The organism is Clostridia bacterium (assembly GCA_014360065.1).
GTDB lineage: Bacteria > Bacillota > DSM-521 > Neomoorellales > JACIYF01 > JACIYF01.
The window spans coordinates 1-2,151 of the sequence record JACIYF010000222.1 but is presented as its reverse complement, the minus strand read 5'-3'; the positions used below and the strand labels follow the sequence as shown (position 1 = coordinate 2,151).

At 51.9% G+C, this 2,151-nt stretch carries 3 protein-coding genes and 1 pseudogene; 3 read left to right on the top strand and 1 reads right to left on the bottom strand.

Features of this window, described 5'->3' with window-relative positions; translation table 11 throughout:
- Positions 1 to 250, bottom strand: a 250-nt coding sequence (locus H5U02_15260) for a PadR family transcriptional regulator (GenBank protein ID MBC7343778.1), incomplete at its 3' end; no start/stop codon positions are given.
- 236 nt (positions 251 to 486) lie between these two features.
- Between H5U02_15260 and H5U02_15255 the strand changes: the two are divergent.
- The 3 genes and pseudogenes from H5U02_15255 to H5U02_15245 all read left to right on the top strand — a co-directional run.
- Positions 487 to 1,184: pseudogene (locus tag H5U02_15255) on the top strand (DUF438 domain-containing protein).
- A gap of 93 nt (positions 1,185 to 1,277) precedes the next feature.
- Complete coding sequence (locus tag H5U02_15250) at positions 1,278 to 1,613, top strand: helix-turn-helix transcriptional regulator (GenBank protein MBC7343777.1); 336 nt, start codon at positions 1,278 to 1,280, stop codon at positions 1,611 to 1,613.
- Between the two features lie 138 nt (positions 1,614 to 1,751).
- A partial coding sequence (locus tag H5U02_15245) for a CopD family protein (protein ID MBC7343776.1) occupies positions 1,752 to 2,151 on the top strand: 400 nt, incomplete at its 3' end.

The window sequence follows — 2,151 nt, the reverse complement described above, 5'->3', positions numbered from 1 at the left end:
GTGGCCCTCCAAGCCACCGGAGAAACTCCTCGCGCCCTTCATCAGTGATAGAATAGACCTTCCTGAGGCGCCCGCTTTCTATTGCCTCGCTGGACTTTACAAGCCCTCTTTCTTCTAGCTTCCTGAGGGCAGGATAGATGCTCCCGTAGCTCGCATCATAGAAAAACGACGTGCTGATGCTCATAAGCCTCTTGATATCATATCCAGTCATGTCTCCCATGGTCAGAAAACCAAGGATGACGTGCTCCATGGCTTTGCACTTCCCCACTACGGCAATATATCGTTCAGATATATATCATATCGATATTCGGCCATGGTGTCAAGGGGGCATATTTTGCGCAGGTCGAATAGGCTGGCAGCAGCGGGGTATGGTAAAAGTATCAAATGCGCTAAGATAAGAAGGGTTACCGATCCCAACTATAGTGATAGTAATTATGGCATTTAATTCCTATGCATAAAATGCCACTAATTAAGGTGGGGAGTACGATGACCGAGCTGATCAACAATCAGGAGTATCGGAAAAAAAAGTGCTGAAGGAACTGATTATGGATCTGCACCGGGGGCGCAGCGTAGATGAGGTGAAGGAGCAGTTTGCTAAGCTGATCGAGGGGGTCTCGGCCGAAGAGATTGCCCAGATGCAACAAAACTTGATCATGGAAGGAATGCCGGTTTCCGAAGTTCAGCGGCTATGCGATGTTCACGCTGCTGTGTTTAAGGGGGCGATTACCGACATTCACCGTCCGGGCAAGCCCGAGGAAACGCCGGGCCATCCGGAACATACCTTCAAGCAGGAGAACCGGGCTCTTGAGAAACTTATCGATGAGGAAATCAAGCCTGCCCTTAAGCTTCTTGGCGGAGAAGCCAAAGAAGAAAGCCTGGAGGCCTTCCACCGCTTAGCCGACGCCGTAGAGCGCCTGGGGGAAATCGATAAGCATTACAGCCGAAAAGAAAACCTGCTCTTTCCCTACCTTGAGAAATACGACATCACCGCCCCGCCCAAGCTCTTGGCCAACCCTGAGCCAGACCCAAGCGCCGTCTGGCAGAACGAAAAGCAGTCAGCAGGTTGGGCAATTCTTTATCAGGTCCGCCACAACAGTCATACCGTTGACAACTTCTATATAATGCCTTACTATAGTACTGAGAACTATATGCGTATGGTATATAGCTATGACACGTATAGTTGATGGCATGACTTGATTATGAAGCATAGGCGGGAAGGAGCTGTTTGCTTGCAGGACAGAGACGGTCGGCGGTACGGGCCAGGTGCAGTAGGGCGGATGGAGAGGTTTATGGAGCCCTGCCTGCTTCTCTTTTTGAGGGAGGAAAGGGCTCACGGGTATGAACTAATGGAAAAGCTCAAGGCTTTCGGGTTTGAAGGTACTTCCGCGGATATGGCGACTCTTTACCGGACCCTTCGCCATTTGGAAGAGCAGGGGATGGTTGTATCGGTGTGGGAAGAGGGTTCCCAAGGTCCCCCGAAGCGGGTGTACGAACTGACGGAAGCGGGCCAGGCCCTCTTAAAGGACTGGGTTCGTACCATTAAGGCCAACCGCTCCCGGCTGGACAAATTTCTGGCTGCGTATGAAGAGCCTTGCCAGGATAGTCATAATTAACTCCGCTGCTTCGGCCGCTTTGGCGAGCGCTTGCCCTACAGCTGAAGCCGGGTTGAGTTCTGCGCTGTCCCGGCTGGCTCCAGTTTGGTGTTCAATGAAGTCTCATTCAGACAGGACGGCAACAAAGGAGGAAGGGGTATGATACCGGTATATGGGCTGATGAAATTTCTGCACGACCTGGCTACCGTCATCTGGTTCGGAGGCTTGTTTACGACCGGCATTATCCTAGTGCCTGTAGCCAGGACGCTACTGGGGCCAGGCGCCGAGATGAAGAAGTTCATGGATATTTTTCAGCGGCGGCTGACTAAACTTGTGTACGTGAGTATGGTGGTGCTCATACTCAGTGGAGTGTTCCTGGCCAAGCATAACCCGGCTTTTGAGGGCCTCTTTCGTATGGGCAATACCTACTCTAAGATCCTGACCGTCAAACATATCCTGGTGGTAATGATGATAGCAATAGGGCTGGTCAGGAGTCTCGTGGTGGGAAGGAAAGGCCAGCTACAAGGCCGGACCAAGACAAAGCCGCTCCCCCAACAGA